The sequence below is a fragment of the Micromonospora sp. NPDC005305 genome, from assembly GCF_040607315.1.
GTDB lineage: Bacteria > Actinomycetota > Actinomycetes > Mycobacteriales > Micromonosporaceae > Micromonospora.
Genome location: NZ_JBEXGL010000002.1, coordinates 306160 through 324553, shown reverse-complemented (window position 1 = coordinate 324553; position 18394 = coordinate 306160). Strand labels below are relative to the sequence as shown.

Genomic DNA, 18394 nt, shown 5'->3' with positions numbered 1-18394 from the left:
CTGCTACCTGGGCGCGCCGATCGGGGACGGCAGGATCAGCACGTCGTCGAGGTTCGCGAACATGATCCGGTGGCCGAACTGGATCTGCACGTACCTGGTGTCGCCGCGGACCACCGTGCGGTCACCCGGGGCCGAACCGTCGAACGACACCGCCCGGTAGTACTCGCTCGGCAGGACGCCGCCGAGCGCGTACCGCTGGCCGGCCGAGAACGTGTACTGGAGCGGGGAGACGCCTTGGAACGGGATGGTGGCCGGGTAGGCCTCCTTCTCCGGGTAGGCCCGCCCGTACACCGGGATGGTGGCCTTGCCCGGCTTGGGCGTCACCACGAAGCCCGTCGACCATTTGGCCGTGGGCGCCGAGGCCGGGTTGAGGAACCAGGCCTTCTGGCCGAGGTACCAGATCGCCGTCCAGTCACCCTGCACGTCCGCCACGGCGTACGTCTGACCGGCCGAGGCGCGGGCGCCGTGGTCGGAGATGTACATCGTGTCCGGCGTGCCGTCCGGCCGCAGCCCGAAGTCGTTGACCAGCGGGGCGGTCGCGCTCGGCGCGGTGCGCAGGACCACCGCCGACGAGCCGCGCAGCGGGCACGGCGCGGCCGGCGGGGTGGGCTTCGGGACGCCCGGCGGCTGCTGGTTGCAACCGACGAAGGCGGGCTGGTTGGTGGCGAAGTCCGGGTCGATGGTGACCAGGCCGGTGTGCGCGTTCCCGAGGGACCGGAACGGCGCCTTCATGAGGTCGAAGTAGTGCGACCAGTCCCAGTACGGGCCCGGGTCCCAGTGCATGCCACGCACGGTCGAGGCGACGGTGCCCGGGACGTTGTCGTGGCCGATGATGTGCTGCCGGTCCAGCGGGATCTGGAACTTCAGCGCCAGGTGGCGGACCAGCTTGGCCGAGGCCCGGTACATCGCCTCGGTGTACCAGGTGCCGTGCCCGGCGAAGCCCTCGTGCTCCAGGCCGATGGACTTGGCGTTGACGTACCAGTTGCCGGCGTGCCAGCCGACGTCCTTGGCCTTGATGTGCTGGGCGACGTAGCCGTCCACCGAGCGCAGCGTGTAGTGCCAGCCCAGGTAGTCGGCCCGCTTCACCAGGTCGACGCTCGGGCCGAAGTAGCCCTCGGTGTCGTGGATGACGATGTATTCGATCTTCTGCTGGGCCGGCCGGTTGCCGAGGTCGTGGTTGCCGTAGTCGCCCGGGTCCGCGCTGAGCTGCTCGTAGGGGGCGGGAATCCACTCACAGGCCAGCCGGACCGGGCACTCCAGGCCGTCCGGCCGCTCGGCGCGGCGCAGCCCGAGCCGGTGCAGCCCCGACTGGTCCGGCTTCACCGCGGTGGCGGCCAGGGTCACCCGCTGGCCGTCGTCGGTGGTCCGCGCAGCGCCGAGGCCGAGCTGGTCGTAGACCTCGTCGGCGAAGGCCGCCGCCGCGTCCTCGGTGTCCGCGCCGGAGTAGCGGGCCACCGCGCCGTACCAGGCCGCCGGGTCGGTGGCGGCGCCGACCGGCGAGCCCAACTGCTTCTGGTACGAGGCGAGCAGCGCCGCCCCGCCCCGGATGTTCGCGGCCGCGTCGGTGCGTAGCGTCTCCTCGGCGAGGCCGGTGAGCGCCGCGGCGGCGTCGAGCGTCTGCAGGGACGCCTGCGGGAGCACGTCCTCCGCCGGTGCGGCCGCGGTGGCCGGGTCGAGGGTGAGCGGGCGCGAGTCGTCGCCCCGCGGGTCCTCGTCCTCGTCGACGTGGCCGCTGGCCGGGGTCGCGAGGACGTGCTGGGCGTCGGTGAGGTGCATCGGGCCGTAGCCGCCGCTGGTGCTCGGCTGGCCCGGGTGGGTGTCCCAGCGCGACTCCAGGTACGAGACGCCGAGCAGGACGCTCTGCGGCACGCCGTACTCCGCCGCGGCGGCGGCATACTGGTCCTGACGGTCGGTGCTGGGTTGGGCGCTGAGCGGTTGGGCGGCCACCGGGCCGGTTGCCACCAGTGCGGTGGCTGCCGCGACGGCTGCTGCCAGCAGCATCCGTCTGCCCGACGGTGGGGGTGAGAGGTGCATCGAACCTCCAGACAGGGATGGGGGTCACTGCGTCCCCACCCTCGCCCCGCGCACGGTCCGGGTCAATACCTTTCCGAGAGGTAATCTCCGCTGAAAGAATCTTTCGGGTACGGAGTGTCACGGCGTCTCGGGTTGCGGAACGATAACGGTGCTCTCTACTCTGGTCAATCGTCGGCCGCGAGCTTCACCGTCCAACCCGGGTGGTGACGGTCCGACACCGCCGAGTCGCCTCCGGGCGAGCCGGGGACCCAGGTACCTGGGGTGAATCCGCAGCCACTGCGGTAGGGCGCCTCCCTTCCCGCCCGAACCCGTCAGCTAACCCGGTAGGCGGCCAGGAAGAAGGAGTACGGAAGCCCGGTGGCACACCATGCCCCGCGGCCACCGTCGGTCCGGTCGGTCGACCGGTCGACGGCGGTGCCGCGTTCCCGCTGGTCCCGTTTCACCACCGCCCTCGCCGCCCTGGCGGGCACCGCCGTCGTCCTGACCGGCGGCGCCACGGCGGCACACGCCGAACCGTCGGTAGCCGAGATCGAGCGCCAGATCGACCAGGACTGGAACAAGCTCGAACCGATCATCGAACAGGTCAACGCCACCCGCGAGCAGCTCGCCGCCAAGCGGAAGCAGGCCGCCGCGCTGGGCAAGCAGATCGCCCCGCTCCAGGCCCGGGTGGACGCCGCCCTCGGTCAGGTGGGCGGGCTCGCCGCCGACGCCTACAAGGGCGACAACAACCTCTCCACCGTCAACGCGCTGCTGGGCAGCCGCTCCCCGAGCGAGCTGGTCGACGGCCTCGCCCTGCTCGACCGCTTCGCGAACCGCCAGCAGGAACAGGTGCGCGCCGTCGCCGAGCTGCGCGACCAGTTGGCCGCCAAGAAGCAGCCGCTGGACGAGATGATCACCGAGCTGTCGCGCACCGAGGCCCAGCTCGCGGCCAAGAAGAAGCAGATCGACGCCGAGATCGTCAAGCTCCAGAAGCTGCGCCTCAAGGTCTACGGCAACGGCGGCGGTGGCCCGCTGCGACCCGCGCCCTGCCCCGCCGGCTACCCCGGCGGTCCGGCCGGCACCGCGGTCAAGTTCGCCTGCGCCCAGATCGGCAAGATCTACGTCTGGGGCGCCGCCGGCCCGGACCACTTCGACTGCTCGGGCCTCACCATGGCGGCCTGGGCGAAGGCCGGCGTCTCGCTGCCGCACAACGCCCGGCAGCAGCACGACGTGACCCGGCGGGTGAGCCGGAGCGAACTGCGCGCCGGTGACCTCGTCTTCTACTACAGCGACCTGCACCACGTCGGCATGTACGTGGGTGACGGCTGGGTGGTGCACGCCTCCCAGTCCGGCAAGCCGATCACGATGAAGCGCGTCGACGACGGCCAGATCAACAGCTACGGCCGCCCGGGCTGAGTGGTAAGGAGGGGCCCCTTCTTAACGCCTCCGGTAGAGGAAGGGACCCCTCCTAACAGTCGCTCGGTGCTTCAGCGGGTTGGCCAGGTGCGCCAGTTCTGCCAGGAGCGGCTCGGGGTCGGGCCCCGCTGGCCCTGGTAGCGCGAGCCGTACACCGCCGAGCCGTACGGGTGCTCGGCCGGCGAGGAGAGCCGGAAGATGCACAGCTGGCCGATCTTCATGCCCGGCCAGAGCGTGATCGGCAGGTTCGCCACGTTGGACAGCTCCAGCGTGACGTGACCGGAGAAGCCCGGGTCGATGAAGCCCGCGGTCGAGTGGGTGAGCAGACCGAGCCGGCCCAGGGAGCTCTTGCCCTCCAGGCGCCCGGCGAGCTGGTCGCCCAGCGAGATCACCTCCAGCGTGGAGGCGAGCACGAACTCGCCCGGGTGCAGCACGAACGGCTGACCCTCGGGCACCTCCACCATCGAGGTGAGCTCGTCCTGCTGCACGGACGGGTCGATGTGGGTGTAGAGATGGTTGTTGAAGACCCGGAACAGCCGGTCCAGACGTACGTCGATGCTGGACGGTTGCACCAGCGTGGGCTCGAAGGGCTCCAGCGCGAGCGTGCCCGCCTTGATCTCGGAGACCAGGTCGCGGTCGGAGAGCAGCATCGGAACACCATAGCGACCGGTACGGGTGACCTGCGTGTCGCACTACATCTTCGTACACCTGTTCGATAGAATGTCCGCATGGCTTCCTGGTCCGAATTCGCCGCCGACGAGCCCCGACTCGCCGACGAGATCCGCCTCCTGTTGCAGCAGTACGGCCCGGGTTTCGGCTACCTCGCCACGGTCCGCGCCGACGGCGGCCCGCGCGTGCATCCGGTGTCCCCGGTCATCACCGACGACGGGCTCTGGTGCTTCGTCATCGACTCGCCCAAGCGCCGCGACCTCGAACGCGACGGCCGCTACGCGCTGCACTCCTTCCCGCCGGAGGAGAGCGACGACGAGGCCTACGTGGCCGGCCGCGCCCACCCGGTGACCGACCCGGCGACCGTCGCCCGGGTGGCCCGGATCGGCCGGGCCGCGCCACAGGGCGACTGGCGGCTGTTCGAGTTCACCGTCGAGGTGGCGATGCTGACCCGGCGCGACCAGGTGGCCCGCCCCGGCACCGGCCGGCCCGAGGTGCGCGTCTGGCTCGACCCGCGGGCCAACGCCCCGGCCCGGCGTGACCCGCTCGCCCCGGAAGGCCGGCGCGGCCGGCACGGCTTCGACACCCGCCGCCCGGCGGCCTGACTTCGTACCCGAGGGGCTCCTGCCCGAACAGAGCCGGCGCCGGCCCCGTCCGAGGACGGGACCGGCGCCGGCGTGCGCTGCGTGGCGGTCAGGCCGCGCGGTAGGCGTTCCAGGCGGTCAGCATGCGGCTCGCCTGACCAGCGGTGAACTGGTACATGCACGAGTCGTAGGTGTAGTCCATGAAGTTGGTGATCGGGTCCTTGCCCGTGGCGGTGCAGGTGTCGCGACCGGTCGGGCACTCGTAGGCCGGTGAGGCCTCGGCCGGAGTGTCGGAGACGCTGTCACCCGAGCCCGAGCAGCCGCCCTGGAAGGTGTGGTAGAGGTTCAGCCAGTGGCCGACCTCGTGGGTGCCGGTGTCGCCCTGGTTGTAGTTGGTCGCGGTGCCACCCGGCAGCGACTCGCTCAGCGCGACCACACCGTCCATGCTGTTCAGCTTGCGCTGCGGGAAGGTGGCCCAACCGAGCAGGTCGTCGCTCAGCTCGCCCAGGTAGAGGTTGAGCGTGTTCTTGCCGCCCTCGCGCAGCGAGGTCTTCATGGAGCGCTCGGCGGAAGAGCCCTCGACGATCGGGTACCAGGCGGCGTTGGTGACGTGGTGCACCTTGGTCAGCTGGAAGCTGAAGGCGGTCGCGGCGCCACCGGTGCCACCGCTGTACGCGTTGTTCAGCACGGCGATCTGCTGGGTCACCATCGAGTCCGGGATGTTGCCGCCGGCCCGGGTGCTGTCCCGCTGGATGACGTGAACCACGACGGGGATGGTCACGGTCGCCAGCGGGGTCGCTCCGGCGCCGACGCGGAAGTTCGCCCGCTCACGCAGGGCCGCCGTGAGGTCGGCGTCGCGCTCGCGGACCTGCTTGGCGGTCAGCTCGTTCGGGTCCAGCTTGGCGTGTCCGCCCTTCTTCACCCGCGCGTCCGAGTGGACGTCGGCCGGCTCGGCGCAGGAGCCGGACGGGGCGGCCGAGAAGGCCGAAGCTGCGGGGACGACGCCTACGGCGGCGGTGCTGAGCAGCAGCGCGAGGGTCGTCGACGCGACGCCGGCGGTACGCCGGGTCAGCAGGTTGGGACGAAGTCCCATGGGCCCACCTCTTTCTGCGGGCATGACAGGGGGTATGTCACGCCCGGTCGGAGAACGTGGAGGAGACGTTACATCCGATCGAAGGATTTGAGAACGACCATATGTTGCCGTGGGGAAACTTCCTGCTGGTAGTCCGGGGAGCGTCGCGCTCGGTCGATGCATCGGCGGCTGCGGGGGTGCCTGGGTGCAGGGAGGTGGTGACCTCCTGTACAGTGGTGCCGCCTGCGGGTGTAGTTCAATGGCAGAACATCAGCTTCCCAAGCTGACAGTGCGGGTTCGATTCCCGTCACCCGCTCCACGATCGAGGCCCTGGTCGGGACGCGAGTTCCAGCCAGGGCCTTCGGCGTTCCTCCGCCCAGGAGCACCCGATGGTCCATCCACGGGCCACTAGGCACGCTTCTTGCCCGCCTTCTTGCCCTTGGCCTTCGGTTTGTCCGAGGTGCCGGCCACCGCCTTCTGGCTTTCTTCCGTTCCGCCTCCACCGCGGCGCTCACCGCCTGGGCGAGGACCCGATCCGCCTCCGAGGTTGGTTCGGTGATACGTCAAAGACATAGCTTGGCCAAGAAGTGTTGGCCAAGCTATGTTGGGTCAATGTCGTCCGGTCAGAAGAAGCAACTCACCGACCCGCAGGCGCTGCGCGCGCTCGCCCATCCCATCCGGCTCAAGCTTCTCGAACTGCTCACCGTCGACGGTCCGGCCTCCGGGCGAAAGCTGGCCGATCGGACCGGCGAGTCCACGGCATCCATCAGCTATCACGTCGGCCAGCTGGCCAAGTGGGGCCTCGTCGAGCCCGCACCCGACCTGGCTGAAGGACGCGAACGGCCGTGGCGAGCAACCAGCCGAGGGATCACCTGGTCAGCAACCGGTGACGGGTCACCGGAGTTCGCCGCCGCCTCCCGGGCGCTGCGAGAGCAGTTCATCGCCCAGCGGCTCGCCGCCCTGGACTCATACCAACGCCACCAGGACGACTTCGACACCGCCTGGCAGGAAGCGGCCTGGGTCGGCGAAGACATCGGCTACCTCGACCCCGACGAACTCGTAGAGGTAACCGAGCGCATCAAAGCCCTCATCGGCGAGTACACCGCCGCCACACGACCCCGCACGGCGAACGCCCGCCGCGTCGCCTTCTTCGGATACGCCGTCCCCACGGACGACGGTCCAAGCTGATGCTGCACACACCGGGACTACTCGCTCTGTTCGTCGCGAAGCTGCTGTCCACCTTCGGCTCCTGGCTCACCCTCCTGGCGCTGCCGTGGTTCGTCCTGGTGACCACCGGCTCGCCGGCGAAGATGAGCGCGGTCCTGGCCGTAGAGTTCCTCGGCGTCGCGACACTGGGCCTACCCAGCGGCAAGGTCGTGGCCCGGCTCGGTGTGCGGCGCACCATGCTGATCTGCGACGCGGCGCGCGTACCGCTGATGGCGCTGATCCCGCTGCTGCATCAGACGGGGTGGCTGAGCCTGCCGGCCCTGCTGGCGGTCTCGTTCAGTCTCGGTGCGTTCACCGCTCCCTACGTCTCCTCGCAGCGGCTCATCCTGGCCGACCTCCTCGGCCCGACACGGGGCACCGACGAGAAACTCCTCGCTCGCGCCAACAGCCTGATAGACGGTGCGACCAGAATCGCCGCCCTCGCCGGACCCGCCCTCGGCGGCCTGCTCATCGCCCTGCTCGGACCAGCCCAGGTCCTCTGGATCGACGCCGGCACGTACCTCGTCTCCTTCGTCATCCTGGCCGCCTTCGTCCGGCCGCCCGCCACCGTCGTGGCAGGCACGGAGTCCTCTCGTGCGAGCCACCAGCAGGCCGCCACGTTCACGGGCATCCGCCACGCGCTTCGCCACCGCGCACTTCGGCTCTTCGTGCTCGCCCTGACGCTGGTGACCATCTCGGTCCCCGCCATATTCATCTGCCTACCAGTGCTGGTCATGGATGACCTGGGAGGCGACCCTCGAACGCTAGGGCTACTCATCGCGGCAAACGGCGCCGGCCTCGCCATCGGCAGCCTGGTGGCCGTCACCGGCCTGGGCCGGATGAACAACACCGCCCTCACCGCCGCCGCCATGCTGCAATGCGCCCCGCTGTGGCTACTACTCGTCGATCAGACATTCGTCATGGCCAGCGGGCTGTTCCTAGTAGGACTGGCCACGCCGTTGCTAGCCGCAACGATCAACACCCGCGTCACCCTACGCACCCCGGCACCTATCCGACCTCACGTCATGACCGCAGTGACGACCACCGAAAACCTGGGAGCATTCGTCGGATACACCGCCGCCGGACCGGCGTTGCAACTCAGCGGGCTACGCACAATCTTCGCCGCGATCGCAACCCTGGCCGCCCTCGGCGCGATCACCTTCGCCATGGCCCTACGCGCCGACCACTCACCACCAGCCGTGCCGAGACAGCGCCCTCGTGAACCCAGGCAACACCGCCACACGTCGGCGATCCACGAGCCTGCGGCCAGGACGGAACGCAATCCTTGACCGGGCAGTGGTTCTTGTTCAGAGAGGCGCACAAGCGAACCGGCCAGTGCGCTCATCTAGCCGCGATGCCCGACGGCGCCGGCGCCGGACCGTCCGCGGGCCGGCCCACATACCGATGTACGGGCTAGGCCAGCAGCTGGACGATCCGCGACATGGCAGCCAGCGTCACCCGATGACTTTGGGCCCTCGCATTGGCGCACCATCCAACGGATGTGCGGCCGACGCCTCCCCGAACGCCTGGCGCAGGTGCAGGGCGACCTCCTCTTGCGCGTGCGCGGCCTTGTCCAGCACCGCGGCAAGGCCGAAGAAGTCGTGCATCACTCCCCCGTAACGGACCGACGTGGCCCGCACGCCGGCGGCCCCCAAGCGGGCGCACCACTCATCGCCCTGGCTCTGCAGCACGTCGCGGTCGGTGGTGACGATCAGTGTCGGCGGCAGACCGGCGAGGCCCTGCGCGGAGAGCGGGAGCAGATCGACCCTGGGGTCTTTCAGGCTGTCGGTCACGCCACGGAAGGCGTGCATCATCATCCAGGACAGCAGTGGACGATTCAGCGGCCGGGCGTCTGCGGCGTCCCGCATGGACGCGCCGTACTGAGCGGTGGTGGTCAGCGGGCAGACGAGCACCTGCGCCACGGGCAGTGGCTCACCTGCCTGCTTGAGCTGACCGCAGGTCGCGGCCGCCATGTTCGCCCCGACGCCCTCGCCACCGATGGCGATGCGTGACGGGTCGCCGCCGAGCCCGGTGGCGTTGGTCCGGAGCCACCGGTAGGTGGCCAGCACGTCCTCGTGGGCGGCCGGGAACACGTGCTCGGGAGCCTTGCGATACTCCGGCGACACCACGATTGCGCCCGTCCGGTTGACCAGGGCGCGGCAGGACGCGTCATAGTCGTCGTTGGTGAACAGGATCCAACCGCCACCGTGCACCCACATCACGACGGGCACCGGATCGGAGGTCTGGCCGAGCGGCTTGTAGACGCGTACCACCAGATCACCACCCGGGCCGGGCACGGTGACGTCCGCTGCCGATCCGACCTCCTCGGGGTCCGTCGGCCGCCCGTCCTGCTGCAGGATCTCCATCGCCGCGTCGGCGAGGCTCGGCTGCTGGCGGGCCTGCTCAAGGGTGAGGAGCTCGTACGGGGCCAGTACCAGTCGGGACCAGGTGTCGAGGATCCGCTGCGCCTGGGTGTCGAGCAGCCAGGAGGCGTCGGTCGACAGGACGTTGCTGCGGCCGGATACCCGGTCGCGTACCTTGTCCACGAACCCGGCCGCCACGTGCATGAGCCTGCGACGGCGTCCGGTGGGCGGGACGGTGGGATGCGAGCGGGCCGGGACCGACCGCTTGGCGGCGAGGTACTGCTCGCCGAGCCGACCCATCTCCTCCGCGCCCACCGCCCGACGCAGCGCCGGCAGGAACTCCCGTTCCTCCTTCTCGATGTGGTGCCGGACATCGCCGATCAGCTTGTTCAGTGCCCGCTCGAATTCGCCGCTGCCGGGATCCGCATGGTCAAGCAGGACGAGCAGCCTCTTGAGGGCCTGGTGCTCGTCCCGCCCCTCCTCGGCGTCCGCGGCGGCGCCGATCTCGGCCAGCGCCGGATACAACACCTCCTCCTCGGCGTGGGCGTGCAGGGCGCGGCCGTAACTCACCTGGTCGACCAGCATGCGCCGGTCACCGCGTCCGGCCTCGAGGTGCTCGAAGAGGCGGTTCGCCACCACATGCTCGTCGGCGATCAGGTGGTCGAGGTCGCCCGGCAAGGTCGCGTACGGCAGCGTCATCGGACACCTCCTCCTCCACACTTACCGCAACTGGCACCGCCTTCGCGGAATAACCTGGCATGTCGCCAAGAACCCGAACGGGCGGGTGATCGAGTATCCGGATCTGCCGCGGTCCGCGCGCATGTCGCACCTCGGTTGACGGACACAGACCTCGGGGCTCCGCCCCGAACCCCGACGTTCGTCGGAGTTCATCTGGCCGAGCAGGTATGCGACATCGACCCGGGTAAAGCGGGTGCATCGACGAACTGCCCGCCCTAGATTGCGCGGGGTGGACCTGTCACATCTCGGGGCGCCGATCGGTCCGATGATCCGTGTCCACGGCGGGTTCGCCAACCGGATGTACCGACTCGACACCGACCAGGGGTCATTCGCGGTGAAGGAGTTGAACCTCCTTGATCGCCGCTGGACCTACCGCGCCGAGGATGTGTACAGGTTCGAGCGGGCGGCCTTCGCCGCCGGCATCCCGATGCCGGAGCCGATCTCGGCCAGCCACCAGACGCTCGTCCACCGGTGGGTCGAGGGCGAGAAGGTGCCCGAAGCGCCGGTGTCGCCGGCGTACGCGTCCGAGATCGGTGAAATTCTCGCGCGCATCCACGCGCTCGACGTCGCGTGGACCCACGTCCCGATCGAGGACCTGACGCCACGGGACTGGCCCGAACTGGCCGAGCGGGCGACGGCGACGGGACAGCCGTGGGCCGACGAACTCGCCTCCCAGGTCGAGACGTTCCTCGCGATTGCCCACTTCGTCGACACCTGCGAGCGACCAGGCCCCATCGTGCTGACCCACCGGGACATCCATCCGTGGAACCTCCTCGCTCGCGAGGGCCGGCCGGTGGTGCTCGACTGGGAGCTCTCGGGGATGCTCGACCTGTCCGGTGAGCTCGGCTCGACAGCGCTGAGCCTCGCGAAGGGACCCGGCTTCGACGACATCAAGCTCGGCATCTTCCGCTCGGTCCTCGACGGCTACGTCGCAGGAGGCGGAGCGCTGCCGCCGTCGGGTCCAAGCTGGTTCGTGTTCATGATCACCGGCTGGCTGGGGTTCACGAGGTGGAACATCCTCCGCTGCCTCGCCGGTGTCGAGGCCGGCACCGGCCCGGACCTCGCGCTGTCGCACGAGTCCGTGCGCAACGGGGTGCGCGGCCTCCCCGAGCTGTTCGGCCGACTTCCCGAGCTTGACGCGCTGCTCAGGTGACCTGCTATTCACGCCGCGGCATCGGCACCAGGCTGCTGGAGGAGGTCTACGCGGCCGCCCGAGGGCACCGCCGGAGCCTGGTCGAGATCGAGACGGTTCGGGCGCTGCCGGGCGGCGTTGCCCGCGACGAGGCCGGCTACCAGTACCTCACCAACCGCGCCCACCAGCCCGGCATGACCAGCATCAGGTCCCGGTGCCAGGTCGCCGACCATTCGGGCGGTGACGAGGCGGCGCTCGCCGAGGGCGGATGGCAGAGTGTCGCCGGTGGTCTGCCGACGCGATGATGAGCCGCATGGGGTTTGGTTTCAAGACCGCGTGGCTCGCCGTGCGGGAGCGGAGCCCGGAGGAGGTCGCCGACGCGCTGCGGTTGGCCGACCGCGAGCGTCTCTCCTGGGACGAGGGCGTCGACCGCGCGTACGTCTCCGGCGTGTTCGTGGCCGGTCCCGTGGCCGGGTGGACCCTGGCGCACGGCCGGCGCGATCTCGCGACGTTCGACTACAGCGTCACCGATCCGCGGTTTCCGGAGTGGTTCGCAGCCCTGAGCGCGCGCCTGGGTGAGATCCAGTTCTTCGTCAACGAGCGGGGTTGGTCCTCCCACGGATGGGTGCGGGCGGTCGACGGGGTCGTCGTGCGGGCGTTCGCCACCTTCGACGGATACGTTCCGCTGTTCATCGGTGACGTCACGCCGGCCGAGCGCGAGGTCGGCAAGGGCCTCCGGGGCTGGGGGGACAACTGGCGGGACTGGCAGGAGGAGGACTGGGACGACTGGTACGAGTCGGCGCCCCACGAACACGACGTGCTCAAGCTGGCGGCCCTGTGGAGCCTCAACCCCATGCTGGTCGACAGCGCACAGGTCGGCGACGGGGGGATCTACGGAATGCCCGTCCAACGGCGCTGACCTGCGGGACGATGCCGGAGTGCCCCGGCCGGTGCCGGTGGGTCAGCCGCCGAAGCGATGCCAGGCGTCGTCGGCGACCGCGATGACGCTGTCGCACGCCGCAGCTAGGTCGGCGCTGCTGAACCGCCTCGCCTCGCCCGCACGCCAGCCGACAGCCCGCCACGCGAGCTGGGCGTACTCCGGAAACAGGTCGGCGAGGTAGGCGCCGGCTGCCGCCTTCGAGATGACGTCGCCGTGGGCCAGCGTGTGGTGCAGCCGCGCGGGTCCGAGCACGAACCAGCTCACGATGCCGCCGTCCACGACCTCGGTCGGATCTCCGTCGGCGAGGTCCGCCGCGAACGTCGTCACCGTCGCCTGCCAGTACTCCCGTAGGTTGTCGAGGTTGTACCGGCGGAGCTGCTCCGGGTCGACCCGTACGCCCAGCTCGGCGACGGCGGGGCCACGCACCGGGATGCCGTGTCGGCGCAGGGTCAGCCAGAGGACCGGGGTCAGCTCGCCGCACGGAGTGTCGGTCCGGAACCTGCCGTCGACCACGAACGGGACGGGCCGCCGGTCGGCGGGCCAGGAGCGGGTCAGCGCGGGTTCGAGGTAAACCCCATCGAAGTGTGGCGATTCTGGCATCCCGGCGTGAACCGCCGCGAGCTGGGCCAGGTCGTCGCGGCTCGGGGGGCGCGACGTCAGGATCACCGTGTCGACGTCGCTGCGGCCGGGCTGCCAGGCGTCGAGGGCGGCAGACCCGACGAGGTAGAGGCCGCCCACGTACCCGGGCAGGGTCTGGTCGACCGCGTGCAGATAGCGCCGGGTCAGCTCCTCGATCACTCCGGTGACGGTAGCCGCCGAGCGCCGGCCGGGCAGGCCTGGTCAGCTCGTGAGGTCGAGGACGTGCCGGAGGGAGGGCTTGCCGTGGAGCAGGAGCTCCTCGACCGGCACGAACCCGGTCCGCCGGAGCACCGCCAGGGAGGCCGGGTTCGCCAGCGCGGCCGAGGCGACCAGCTGGCGCAGCCCGTACTCGTCGCGGGCCAGCGCGCAGACCCGGCGGACGCCCTCCTGGGCCAGGCCGCGTCCGCTGGCCCGCTCGGCCACCCGGTAGCCCAGCTCGGCGCTGCCGTCGGCGACGTCGACCAGGTTGAACCGGCCCAGCACCGTCCCGTCCTCCTCGTCGACGAGCACGTGGAAGTGGCACTCCCCGGTGTCCTGCTCGGTCAGCAGACCCGCGAGCCGGTCGGTGAACTCGGCGAAGTAGGCGTCGCCGCGGTCCGCCACGAACCGGGCGAAGTACGCCCGGTTCACCTGCTCGAAGTGGAGCAGGGCCGGAGCGTGGCGGATGGCGAGCCGTTCGAGTGCGGGCATCAGGCGACGCTAGCAACCCGCAGGTCGGCCAGCAGTTCCTCCACGGCGGCGAACTCGTCGGGCCGCAGCGGGCCCTGGGCGAGCGCTCCGGCGTTCTGCTCGACCTGGGCGACGGTACGGAACCCGGGGATCGGGACGGTGGCCCCGCTGCGGGCCCAGAGCCAGGCCAGCGCGCCCTGCGTCGGCGTACGGCCACCGGTGGCGAACACCTCCCGCAGGGCCTCCACCCGCGCCAGCCACTCGGGTGCCCCGGCGCCGTCGCGGAAGTACGTCATCCAGTCGTAGCTCTGCGAGCGCACGTCGTCCCGCGGCACGGTGCGGCCGTCGGCGTACTTGCCGCTGAGCAGGCCCATGGCGAGCGGCCCCCGGTTGATGCTGGCCAGCCCGGCCCGCTCGCACAGCTCGATCATCGCCGGCCGGTCGGCCAGCACCGACATGTCGTGCTGGACGGCCGCGCAGTGCGGGCCGGCGGCGGCGAAGGCCGCGGCGCGTTCCGGGTCGTCGGTGCTCCAGCCGTACGCCCGGATCTTGCCGGCGGTGACCAGGTCCTCCAGGGGTGCGACGAGGTCCAGGGCCTCCGCGACCGGCAGGTCGCCGAGGTGGAGCTGGTAGAGGTCGACGTGGTCGGTGCACAGCCGCCGCAGCGAGCCGTCCAGGCAGCTGCGCAGGTACGCGACGCTGCTGTCGGTGCCGAGCGCCTCCCTGGTCCGCTCGTCGAAGGTGAACCCCCACTTCGTGGCGATCACCACCCAGTCCCGGTCGGCGCCGAGCGCCCTGCCGAGCACCACCTCGCTGTGCCCGGCGCCGTAGCTGCTCGCCGTGTCGAAGAAGGTGACGCCCAGGTCGAGGGCCCGGCGGACGGCCCGGGTCGACTCGGCGTCGTCGACCCGGCCCCAGCCGTACTGGTTGGTGCCGCCGGCGTACGGGCCGCCGATCGCCCAGCAGCCCATGCCCAGCGCGCTGACCTCGATGCCGCTCCGTCCCAACGTGCGCTTCATGATCCGCTCCCCGGTCCGCGTCGTGGTTCCGCCGGTTGCCACTCTGCGGCTTCGAGCGAACTGGAAGTCAAGACCCCGGGTACCACCGCAGCTCGACGGTGTTGCCGTCCGGGTCGCGGACGTAGATCGAGGTGGCCGTGCCCCGCGCGCCGAAGCGCGGCACGGGACCGGTCAGCACCGTGAACACCCCGGAGTCGACCACCTCGGCCCAGTCGAGCGGCTCGACCACGAGGCAGAAGTGGTCCACGTTCGACCCGTCCGGTTCGCCGCGGACCAGGTCGATGATGGTGTCGGCGTTGACGCGGACCGAGGGGAAGGGCACCTCGCCGGCGCGCCAGCGGTCGACGCGCACCGGTGCCAGGCCGAGGGTGTCGCAGTAGAACGCCAGGGACCGTTCGACGTCGGTGACGGCGAGGACCAGGTGGTCGAAGCCGGTCACCCGCACGGCGCTCACCGGGTCTCCAGCGCGTACGCGTCGCGCAGCCAGCCGGTGAACAGTTCCGGGTCGATCTCGTCGACGGCGCGCAGCTTGACGGAGGCCATCCGGCGCGCGCCCGGGACGAGCCGCCCGGAGTCGTCCGCCACGTCCTGCCCTCGCCACAGCCCGAACGTGGCGTACGCCGGGTACGCCTTGAGCAGGCAGACGGGGGTCTGGCCGGGCCGGTCGCCCAGCCCCCACACCGGGTGGCCGTGCCACAGGGCGCCGGTGGCCTCCGGCAGCGCGGCCTCGATGACGGAACGCAGCTTCTCTGCGGTCTCGCGCAATGGCGCGTCGGGGCCGGTCAGATAGGTGGTGACGGGATCCATGTGGTCCTCCTGTGCGCGGTGGGAACACCGTCAACACTCGTCCTCGGCGCCGGCCGGACCAAGACGCGATCGGGCTACGATCGTTGACCAGGATTCAACGATGGGGGTCGTCCGTGCTGGAGCGGTACGAGGTCGAGACGTTCCTGACCCTCGCCGAGGAGCTGCACTTCGGGCGGACCGCCGAGCGGCTGCGGGTGACCACCGGGCGGATCAGCCACGTGGTGCGGAAGCTCGAACGCCGCATCGGCGCGCCGCTTTTCGAGCGCACCAGCCGGGTGGTCCGGCTCACCCCGATCGGCGCCCGCCTCGCCGACGACCTGCGTCCGCTGGTCGCCGGCATCGAGGAGGCCGTCCAGCGCGCCGTTGACGCCGGGCGCGGGCTCACGGGCGAACTGCGGGTGGCGTACGTCGGTGAGTCGACCGCACCGGTGCTGCTCCGGGCCGTCACGCTGTTCAGCGAGCGCCACCCGGACTGCGTCGTGCACGTCCACGAGGCCCCGCTCGCCACCACCCGGTCGAGCCTGCGGGACGGCACGATCGACGTGCTGATCGCCGCGTACCCCTTCGACGGCATGGCGAACGGCCCGGCGCTGCTGCACGAGGCCCGGGTGCTCGCGGTGGCCGCGAACCATCCACTGGCCGGCGCGGAGGCGGTGTCGCTGGAGGTGCTGGCCGACCACCCGGTGGTGCAGTACCCGGCGGTGACCTCCGCCGCGTTCAAGCGGGACCGCACCCCGGACCGGACCCCGGCGGGGCGGCCGGTGCCACGCGGCCCGGTCGGGGGCACCTTCTCGGAGATGCTGGCCCTGGTCGCGATGGGGCGCGGGGTGCTGCCGGTGGGCGAGCAGACGCGGCACTACCACGCCCGCCCCGACCTGGCCTACGTGCCGATCCGCGACGCGCCGCCGATCCGGCGCGGTCCGGTGTGGCTGGCCAGCAACAGCACCACCCGCGTACGCGAGTTCGTCCGCGCCGCGGTCGACGCCAACCCGGCACCGGCGGCCTGAGGCTGTCGGACCCGGCTGGCAGCATGACGGCGTGCGGGACGAGATCCGGGCGCTGGTCGAGGCGCTCACGCCGGGCGACGAGCAGGAGGCGCGGCACCGCGCGACGACGCTGGCCTGGCTGGCCACGACGGAGGACATCTTCCGCCGGGTGAAGCCGCGCACCCCCTCGCCGCACCTGGTCGCCTACTTCCTGCTCCGCGACGAGACGGACGGCGCGGTGCTGCTGGTCGACCACCGCAAGGCCGGGATGTGGCTGCCCAGCGGCGGCCATGTCGAGCCGGGCGAGCACCCCGCGCAGACGGTACGCCGGGAGATGGTGGAGGAGCTGGGCGTGCCGGCCGTCTTCGCGCCGGACCTCGGCGAGCGCCCGGCCTTCCTCACGGTGACCGGGACCGTCGGCCCGCCGGAGGAGCGGCACACCGACGTGAGCCTCTGGTACGTGCTGGCCGGCAGCCGCGACCAGAAGCTGATCCCCGACCCGGCGGAGTTCCGGGGCGTCCGCTGGTGGACGCCGCGCGAGGTGGCCGAGGCCGTGCCGGGCACCGTCGAGCCGCACCTTGGCCGGATGCTGGCGAAGCTCAGCCGAGGCGCACGGTCAGCGGGCGCGGGTCCCGGCGCGGCGGCACCGCGGTGAGGAGCAGCACGAGCGCGCTGGCCAGGCCGAGCAGGAAGAACAGCGAGAGGCCCAGGCGGCAGCGCAGGCCCGCCCGGAGCAGGTCGGCCGCCTCGCGCAGGGTGGGTCGGGTCCGCCCGGCGGGCGCGCCGTCCAGCAGGAGGCCGAGGATCTCCTCGCCGCGATCCCGGCGGTAGGCGCGCGGATAGCCGAGCAGCAGCCGCCGGTAGCGGCGGGCGAGGGGGTCCCCCGTCGGTGGCATGGCCGTCCCCTTCAGGTCGTTGGGGCGGTGGGCCGCGGGCGGCCCGGGACGCGGGTCAGGCGGTGCGGGGGCGGATCGATACATCGTCAATGGCTTGACCCTGCCCCTGCGGCAAGGTCCAGCGTGGTCCGTGCCGGTCGCCGCGACCGGCACGAGGAGCGCGACCGGCGCGAGGAGGATGGGTCCGTGGAGCTGCTGACCATCGGGGCGTTCGCCCGCGCGGCACGCCTGACGCCGAAGGCGCTGCGGCTCTACGACGAGCTGGGGCTGCTGCCCCCGGCCGCCGTCGACCCGCACTCGGGCTACCGGTACTACGCGCCGGCCCAGCTCGACCGGGCCGGGCTGATCGCCGCGCTGCGCCGGGCCGGCATGCCGCTCGCCGAGATCCAGCACGTCTGCGGCCTGCCGCCGGACGCCGCCGCCGAGGCCGTCGACGCCTGGTGGCGGCGGGTCAGCGCTGACACGAAGGCCCGCGGTCGCGCCGTCGCGCTCCTCCTCGACCAGCTCACCGAGAGGGGCACCACCATGTCCGACACCACCTTCCGGTACGCGGTCCGCTGCGAGACCGGCACCGCCCGGGACTCCAACGAGGACACCGCGTACGCCAGCGGGACCCTGCTCGCCGTCGCGGACGGGATGCGGGGGCCGGGCGGGGCCGCCGCCAGCACCGCCGCCGTGGACGCGCTGCGGCCCCTGGAGCCGGCCGACGCGCCGGCCACCGAACTGCTCGCCGCGCTGGCCGACGCGGTCGCCGCCGCCGACCGGGCGGTACGCGCGCACGCCACTCCCGCCCACCAGCCGGTCACCACACTCACCGCGATCCTGCGGCGCGGCACCCGGCTCGCTCTCGTGCACGTCGGGGACACCCGCGCGTACCTGCTGCGTGGCGGCGAGCTGTCCCGGCTCACCCAGGACCACACCTACGTCCAGACGCTGGTGGACCAGGGGAAGCTCAGCCTGGCCGAGGCCGGGGCGCATCCCCAGCGGGCCCTGCTGGCCCGGGCGCTCGGGGCCGGCGACGTCGAGGCGGACCTCGCACTGCGGACCGCCCTGGCCGGCGACCGCTACCTGCTCTGCTCCGACGGGCTCGCCACGGTGGTCGACCCCGAGGCGTTGCACGCCGCGCTCGCCGGGGCCGACGACCCGGAGACCGCCGTCGGGCGCCTGGTCGACCTCGCGTACGCCGCGGGCGCCCCCGACAACATCGCCTGCGTGGTCGCCGACCTGGTGGCGGGGTAGTCCCCC

Annotated in this window: 20 protein-coding genes, 1 tRNA gene and 1 riboswitch; of the genes, 11 read left to right on the top strand and 10 right to left on the bottom strand. The window is 71.6% G+C overall.

Going from position 1 to position 18394, the window contains the following annotated elements; all coding sequences use genetic code 11:
- Positions 1-3 precede the first annotated feature (3 nt).
- Positions 4-2001, bottom strand: coding sequence for a peptidoglycan recognition family protein (locus tag ABZS80_RS04700; protein ID WP_355054450.1), 1998 nt, complete (start codon positions 1999-2001; stop codon positions 4-6).
- 241 nt (positions 2002-2242) lie between these two features.
- Positions 2243-2378: riboswitch (cyclic di-AMP (ydaO/yuaA leader) on the top strand.
- A gap of 13 nt (positions 2379-2391) precedes the next feature.
- Between ABZS80_RS04700 and ABZS80_RS04695 the strand changes: the two genes are divergently transcribed.
- The gene (locus ABZS80_RS04695; RefSeq protein ID WP_355054449.1) at positions 2392-3429 is read left to right on the top strand and encodes an NlpC/P60 family protein; all 1038 of its coding nucleotides are present in this window, start codon (positions 2392-2394) and stop codon (positions 3427-3429) included.
- Between the two features lie 71 nt (positions 3430-3500).
- Here the strand turns inward: ABZS80_RS04695 and dcd are convergent, their stop codons facing one another.
- Positions 3501-4079 (bottom strand): dCTP deaminase, encoded by a 579-nt coding sequence (dcd, locus tag ABZS80_RS04690; RefSeq protein WP_355054448.1) that lies wholly within the window; start codon positions 4077-4079, stop codon positions 3501-3503.
- Positions 4080-4157: 78 nt separating this feature from the next.
- Between dcd and ABZS80_RS04685 the strand changes: the two genes are divergently transcribed.
- On the top strand, positions 4158-4703 hold the full coding sequence (locus tag ABZS80_RS04685; RefSeq protein WP_355054447.1) for a pyridoxamine 5'-phosphate oxidase family protein: 546 nt from the start codon (positions 4158-4160) through the stop codon (positions 4701-4703).
- A gap of 88 nt (positions 4704-4791) precedes the next feature.
- Here ABZS80_RS04685 and ABZS80_RS04680 read toward each other — a convergent pair whose 3' ends face one another.
- Positions 4792-5775 (bottom strand): zinc metalloprotease, encoded by a 984-nt coding sequence (locus tag ABZS80_RS04680; RefSeq protein WP_355054446.1) that lies wholly within the window; start codon positions 5773-5775, stop codon positions 4792-4794.
- A 224-nt stretch (positions 5776-5999) separates the two neighbouring features.
- Between ABZS80_RS04680 and ABZS80_RS04675 the strand changes: the two genes are divergently transcribed.
- From ABZS80_RS04675 to ABZS80_RS04665, 3 genes are all read left to right on the top strand, one after another.
- Positions 6000-6073, top strand: a tRNA-Gly gene (locus ABZS80_RS04675).
- 293 nt (positions 6074-6366) lie between these two features.
- Complete coding sequence (locus tag ABZS80_RS04670) at positions 6367-6942, top strand: winged helix-turn-helix domain-containing protein (RefSeq protein ID WP_355054445.1); 576 nt, start codon at positions 6367-6369, stop codon at positions 6940-6942.
- Entirely contained in the window at positions 6942-8249 is a 1308-nt protein-coding gene (locus ABZS80_RS04665) for an MFS transporter (RefSeq protein ID WP_355054444.1), read from the top strand. Before ABZS80_RS04670 ends, ABZS80_RS04665 begins: the two co-directional genes overlap by 1 nt.
- 165 nt (positions 8250-8414) lie before the next feature.
- Here the strand turns inward: ABZS80_RS04665 and ABZS80_RS04660 are convergent, their stop codons facing one another.
- Positions 8415-10022 (bottom strand): alpha/beta hydrolase fold domain-containing protein, encoded by a 1608-nt coding sequence (locus ABZS80_RS04660; protein ID WP_355054443.1) that lies wholly within the window; start codon positions 10020-10022, stop codon positions 8415-8417.
- A 268-nt stretch (positions 10023-10290) separates the two neighbouring features.
- Between ABZS80_RS04660 and ABZS80_RS04655 the strand changes: the two genes are divergently transcribed.
- Genes ABZS80_RS04655 through ABZS80_RS04645 form a run of 3 tightly spaced genes read left to right on the top strand, consistent with a single transcriptional unit; the run spans position 10291 to position 12112 of the window.
- The gene (locus ABZS80_RS04655) at positions 10291-11214 is read left to right on the top strand and encodes a phosphotransferase (RefSeq protein ID WP_355054670.1); all 924 of its coding nucleotides are present in this window, start codon (positions 10291-10293) and stop codon (positions 11212-11214) included.
- Complete coding sequence (locus tag ABZS80_RS04650; RefSeq protein WP_355054442.1) at positions 11211-11498, top strand: hypothetical protein; 288 nt, start codon at positions 11211-11213, stop codon at positions 11496-11498. The genes ABZS80_RS04655 and ABZS80_RS04650 overlap by 4 nt, the downstream gene beginning before the upstream one ends.
- 8 nt (positions 11499-11506) lie before the next feature.
- Complete coding sequence (locus tag ABZS80_RS04645; protein ID WP_355054441.1) at positions 11507-12112, top strand: hypothetical protein; 606 nt, start codon at positions 11507-11509, stop codon at positions 12110-12112.
- 42 nt (positions 12113-12154) lie between these two features.
- Here ABZS80_RS04645 and ABZS80_RS04640 read toward each other — a convergent pair whose 3' ends face one another.
- The 5 genes from ABZS80_RS04640 to ABZS80_RS04620 all read right to left on the bottom strand — a co-directional run bounded on the left by ABZS80_RS04640 (position 12155) and on the right by ABZS80_RS04620 (position 15267).
- Positions 12155-12931 carry a nucleotidyltransferase domain-containing protein gene (locus ABZS80_RS04640; RefSeq protein ID WP_355054440.1) on the bottom strand — a complete coding sequence of 259 codons (777 nt, stop codon included), beginning with the start codon at positions 12929-12931 and terminating at the stop codon, positions 12155-12157.
- Positions 12932-12973: 42 nt separating this feature from the next.
- Positions 12974-13462 (bottom strand): GNAT family N-acetyltransferase, encoded by a 489-nt coding sequence (locus tag ABZS80_RS04635; RefSeq protein WP_355054439.1) that lies wholly within the window; start codon positions 13460-13462, stop codon positions 12974-12976.
- Entirely contained in the window at positions 13462-14460 is a 999-nt protein-coding gene (locus tag ABZS80_RS04630) for an aldo/keto reductase (RefSeq protein WP_355054438.1), read from the bottom strand. The genes ABZS80_RS04635 and ABZS80_RS04630 overlap by 1 nt, the downstream gene beginning before the upstream one ends.
- A 67-nt stretch (positions 14461-14527) precedes the next feature.
- Complete coding sequence (locus ABZS80_RS04625) at positions 14528-14914, bottom strand: VOC family protein (protein ID WP_355054437.1); 387 nt, start codon at positions 14912-14914, stop codon at positions 14528-14530.
- Positions 14911-15267 carry a DUF1801 domain-containing protein gene (locus ABZS80_RS04620; protein ID WP_355054436.1) on the bottom strand — a complete coding sequence of 119 codons (357 nt, stop codon included), beginning with the start codon at positions 15265-15267 and terminating at the stop codon, positions 14911-14913. Before ABZS80_RS04620 ends, ABZS80_RS04625 begins: the two co-directional genes overlap by 4 nt.
- A 113-nt stretch (positions 15268-15380) precedes the next feature.
- On the opposite strand from ABZS80_RS04620, the gene ABZS80_RS04615 reads away from it, so the two are divergent.
- The gene (locus tag ABZS80_RS04615; protein ID WP_355054435.1) at positions 15381-16274 is read left to right on the top strand and encodes a LysR family transcriptional regulator; all 894 of its coding nucleotides are present in this window, start codon (positions 15381-15383) and stop codon (positions 16272-16274) included.
- Between the two features lie 31 nt (positions 16275-16305).
- Positions 16306-16908, top strand: a complete 603-nt coding sequence (locus ABZS80_RS04610; protein ID WP_355054434.1) for an NUDIX domain-containing protein — start codon at positions 16306-16308, stop codon at positions 16906-16908.
- Here the strand turns inward: ABZS80_RS04610 and ABZS80_RS04605 are convergent.
- Entirely contained in the window at positions 16853-17149 is a 297-nt protein-coding gene (locus ABZS80_RS04605; protein ID WP_355054433.1) for a hypothetical protein, read from the bottom strand. The genes ABZS80_RS04610 and ABZS80_RS04605 overlap by 56 nt on opposite strands.
- Before the next feature lie 186 nt (positions 17150-17335).
- Here ABZS80_RS04605 and ABZS80_RS04600 point away from each other — a divergent pair, with 186 nt between their 5' ends.
- Positions 17336-18388 carry a MerR family transcriptional regulator gene (locus ABZS80_RS04600; protein ID WP_355054432.1) on the top strand — a complete coding sequence of 351 codons (1053 nt, stop codon included), beginning with the start codon at positions 17336-17338 and terminating at the stop codon, positions 18386-18388.
- The last annotated feature ends 6 nt before the right edge of the window (positions 18389-18394 follow it).

Excerpts from the sequence above, each read along its gene's own strand:
- ABZS80_RS04700 (WP_355054450.1), bottom strand. The coding sequence starts at position 2,001 with ATGCTGCTGGCAGCAGCCGTCGCGGCAGCCACCGCACTGGTGGCAACC.
- dcd (WP_355054448.1), bottom strand. The coding sequence starts at position 4,079 with ATGCTGCTCTCCGACCGCGACCTGGTCTCCGAGATCAAGGCGGGCACG.
- ABZS80_RS04685 (WP_355054447.1), top strand. The coding sequence starts at position 4,158 with ATGGCTTCCTGGTCCGAATTCGCCGCCGACGAGCCCCGACTCGCCGAC.
- ABZS80_RS04680 (WP_355054446.1), bottom strand. The coding sequence starts at position 5,775 with ATGGGACTTCGTCCCAACCTGCTGACCCGGCGTACCGCCGGCGTCGCG.
- ABZS80_RS04670 (WP_355054445.1), top strand. The coding sequence starts at position 6,367 with ATGTCGTCCGGTCAGAAGAAGCAACTCACCGACCCGCAGGCGCTGCGC.
- ABZS80_RS04665 (WP_355054444.1), top strand. The coding sequence starts at position 6,942 with ATGCTGCACACACCGGGACTACTCGCTCTGTTCGTCGCGAAGCTGCTG.
- ABZS80_RS04660 (WP_355054443.1), bottom strand. The coding sequence starts at position 10,022 with ATGACGCTGCCGTACGCGACCTTGCCGGGCGACCTCGACCACCTGATC.
- ABZS80_RS04645 (WP_355054441.1), top strand. The coding sequence starts at position 11,507 with ATGGGGTTTGGTTTCAAGACCGCGTGGCTCGCCGTGCGGGAGCGGAGC.
- ABZS80_RS04635 (WP_355054439.1), bottom strand. The coding sequence starts at position 13,462 with ATGCCCGCACTCGAACGGCTCGCCATCCGCCACGCTCCGGCCCTGCTC.
- ABZS80_RS04630 (WP_355054438.1), bottom strand. The coding sequence starts at position 14,460 with ATGAAGCGCACGTTGGGACGGAGCGGCATCGAGGTCAGCGCGCTGGGC.
- ABZS80_RS04620 (WP_355054436.1), bottom strand. The coding sequence starts at position 15,267 with ATGGATCCCGTCACCACCTATCTGACCGGCCCCGACGCGCCATTGCGC.
- ABZS80_RS04605 (WP_355054433.1), bottom strand. The coding sequence starts at position 17,149 with ATGCCACCGACGGGGGACCCCCTCGCCCGCCGCTACCGGCGGCTGCTG.